5 protein-coding genes are annotated in these 3,448 nt (G+C 42.7%); all 5 read right to left on the bottom strand.

The window, feature by feature from the left end; translation table 11 throughout:
* Positions 1-290: 290 nt before the first annotated feature.
* Entirely contained in the window at positions 291-506 is a 216-nt protein-coding gene (locus WBV75_RS09730; RefSeq protein WP_424120426.1) for a hypothetical protein, read from the bottom strand.
* Between the two features lie 133 nt (positions 507-639).
* The gene (locus WBV75_RS09725) at positions 640-825 is read right to left on the bottom strand and encodes a hypothetical protein (protein WP_424120425.1); all 186 of its coding nucleotides are present in this window, start codon (positions 823-825) and stop codon (positions 640-642) included.
* A 2-nt stretch (positions 826-827) separates the two neighbouring features.
* Positions 828-2,093 carry a phosphatidylserine decarboxylase gene (locus tag WBV75_RS09720; protein ID WP_424120424.1) on the bottom strand — a complete coding sequence of 422 codons (1,266 nt, stop codon included), beginning with the start codon at positions 2,091-2,093 and terminating at the stop codon, positions 828-830.
* A gap of 133 nt (positions 2,094-2,226) precedes the next feature.
* Positions 2,227-2,958 (bottom strand): sulfite exporter TauE/SafE family protein, encoded by a 732-nt coding sequence (locus WBV75_RS09715; RefSeq protein WP_424120423.1) that lies wholly within the window; start codon positions 2,956-2,958, stop codon positions 2,227-2,229.
* Between the two features lie 45 nt (positions 2,959-3,003).
* A partial coding sequence (locus WBV75_RS09710) for an MBL fold metallo-hydrolase (RefSeq protein WP_424120422.1) occupies positions 3,004-3,448 on the bottom strand: 445 nt, incomplete at its 5' end.

Here is a 3,448-nt window from a genome sequence, read left to right as displayed (position 1 = left end):
AGGTCTTCTATTTTTTCCAGAGACTGCTGTATCTCCATCTCAAGTTTCTGGATTCGGGCTTCTTTGCTGGGATTCATGTTGCAACCGGATAGAAACACCGAAAGGCTTGCAATGAGGACTGTTTTTTTGATCATTGTTTCAATTTTTTTGAACACGGTTGCGATACTTCACGGTAGGCCATGCCTCTAAAGTTAAGTCACTTTTTTTGAAGAGAAAGGGTAAATGGATTTTTGAGAAGTCATATCCAAATTTTGACCTCTCTGAGGTTTTAACTGTAAAAGCCTGATGGCTTAGGAGGGCGTTTCGGAATGGGTAATTCTTCGCTTTAATAAAACATACGCCAGGTAACCAAGGCCGATCACGATGTACGCCAGAAAAGCTACTTCCAGACTAAAAAAGTAATCCAATAGCAGAAAGGGTACAGCAAAAATAACTGTGGCTATAAGAATTAATAGCAGCAATGTTAAAACGCCGAAGGAGCCTTTAAATAGATTTTTTGTCGTCATATTGCGTGTTTTTACCCAGGCGCTTTTATCTAAGAAAAAATGTTGTCCGGATGAAACCCTTATTTATCATCAAGATAAGGAATATTCTCTGGAACTGGAAAAATCTCTACTGGCAGGTGGCGAAAGTTGACTTTTATTGCTTATCCCCGGGTTTTTTTAGCATAAATCCAATGGAAAGTATGAAAGCAATGAGGTAAACAATCGAAAGGGCCGGATTTTCGAAGCTCAAACTCTCAGAGTCGAATTCTCGGATCAGGGCACCCCCCAAAATCAGGATCATAACGACTGAAAAAAAATTGGGGACGATTCTAAACTTCATAATCATTTCTTTTTAAGAGATCCCAATCGTTCCCCCATGAGCATATGTTTATAAGTTTGGCCATCCGCCTCCATGGGTGCTTCCAATTCAAAATGAACCTGCTCCTGGAAAATCATAACAAAGTCCGACCCCCCGAAGGCAAAATGCCCGAGCATATCCCCTTTTGCAACCTTTGTTCCCGGGGTTAAATTATCTTCAAAATTTACAGAACCCACAACGGCCATACCGATGGGCAATAGGGCGACAAGGCCATATTCTTCAGTCTCCAGAATAAGGGATCCGCGGGTTTCCACTGATTGCCAGCCTGTTTTGGAGGCAGGATTAAAGGCGTACCTCTTGTTTTCATTATCCCACCAGATTTCACCACCCGTGGGATTGATACCCTGAACGATCTTCAGCTCCTTAACGGTTCCACTTAAGGGGAAGTGATACCTGTGATAATCATTGACATTTAAAAAGGAATGGGTGAGGGTGCCATTGGCAAAGGCATCTTTGTATGCACTGTGATCACCAATCAGGGCGGAAACGGACTTCAGGGTAGCAGACTTTACCGGAACTCCTTCCTTTTCGAGGAGCTTGGAATTTCCGTCGATCGCCCATGTGCCCTGGGGCTGTGAATCTGCAAAGGCTACGACAACCGAATCGACATCTGCACTGGCAATAGGCCGCATCTGAGGAGACTTCAAATACCGGGCAAAGAACTCGTTGAAAGTCTTCCAGTTGGAAGGGTCTTCATACCAGCCATGCTGCAGGCCGAAATTCGGATCGTTCAGGGCCATCTGATAATACGTTTCGTTCCAGGAAGCTTCTGTATCGAGGTAACTGCCCCATGATTTATTGAAAGTCGTCAGCCACTCTGCAAACGGCTCATAGTACTGTAAAGAATTGTTCACAAGACCTTCACCTTCTAACTCCGGAAGCGGCTGGTCTATAAGGGAATAAAAAGCCAGGAACCCCTGAAGGATATTGTCAAATATTTCGGGATACTCTTCTTTCTCAATAATGGCCCATGGCATGGTGGTTTCCGCCCAGGTTATAAATTCATAGTATTCTTCCAGGGTCTGGGCTGGGTTCGTATTTCGGTCCGGATTAATCGCTTTGGCTTTGGCTATGGAAGTTTCCAGCATGGCCTTGAGCTCCGGGTCATCGTCCAAAAGGGTTATGAGTTCTTTTGTAGCCTCTCCATATTCGACTTTTTCAGGTGCGTTACATGAAGACACAATCAGGCTGAAGGAAAGGAATAAAAACAGGTTTTGAATTACGCGCATGATTTAATTCTGATAAAGGGTTTGAAGTTAGGCCGGTAAAATATAAAAATACAAAGGTTGAAGTTAGGTGTTAGAGAGTATGGCATTTATTCTGGGATATGGGTTTATAGTAGCAGAGACATATTTATGATACCTATTCAAATATCAGTTTAGTCATCGTAATTATCCCGATAATCAGTATAAGGAATAAGGACAGCCTTCGGAATTTGCTTTGAGGGATATGGGCCAGTATCTTCTTTCCAATAAAGGATCCCACCAGACCAATCACAAACAAATAAGGCACATATTTCAGGTCGTGATTGTGGATATATCCATTCTTGTAATAAACAATTGTTCTTGTAAAGTCTATCATAAAATCTATAAAGGCGGAAGTTGCTATAAATACACTTTTTTCCAAATTGAATGCAGCCATTGTCAATCCTCTGATGGCCCCTCCTGTGCCTAATAATCCGGCAGAAAACCCGGAAAAAGAACCGCCAATAATGGCATTTTTATTTGTTGGGGATACTACTACTTCACTCCTTATGAGGAATAATAAACTGAATCCGACTAAGAATATTCCCAGGAATATTTCTAAAAAGACGCTGTTTAAGATCCTGGAGAGAAATCCTCCGACAATAACAAAAACTACGGACGGAATCCCGATAGTCCATAATAACCTTTTATCCAGCCCTTTTTTAAATAAAAATATTTTGCTCAGATTGCTCGAGAGGTGAAATATTGCGGTAAGCCCCAGGACCGAATAAAAATCAAAATAAAAATTACCCAGGGGCACGAAAAAAACAGAAGAGCCAAAACCACCTATAGTCCCGAGTATTTCTGCGATCAGAGCTAAGAGGATAAAGAGTATATTGACGTCTTTCATCCGGATTTTTCTATCGTGACAGTAACTTCGGTTTCTACAGGTGTATTACCGGGCAATAGCGCCGGCTTTGATGCCATTTTCAAGGTCAAAACTATCACCGACGGATCCGACAACCGCGTCCTTGCGATCCAGGGACATCAACTCTTTCAAAGTGTACAGGGCATTAATTCCCGTACAATGGGATCCAATGATCTTCGAGACTCCAAAATCCTGCAGGTGGCCCGCCGTCCATTTCAATTGCTCATCAGTGGCTGCAAACAAATGAAAACCTCCAATTATGGTAAAAACCTTTTCCTGATTGATATTCGTTCGGATGTGCTCCAGGGTATTTACCAGACCGGCATGCCCACACCCTGAAATCAAAACGAATCCATCACGAGTATCAATGACCACGGACTGATCTTCCGGGATGTTATCTTCCACGATGCCATTGGCCGTTTCAATTTTGCCCTTTCCGGACCAATTTCGCTCATCGTGCACTCTTTTGATG

The organism is Robiginitalea sp. (assembly GCF_049588695.1).
GTDB lineage: Bacteria > Bacteroidota > Bacteroidia > Flavobacteriales > Flavobacteriaceae > Robiginitalea.
This window is presented reverse-complemented; position numbering and strand designations above follow the sequence as displayed.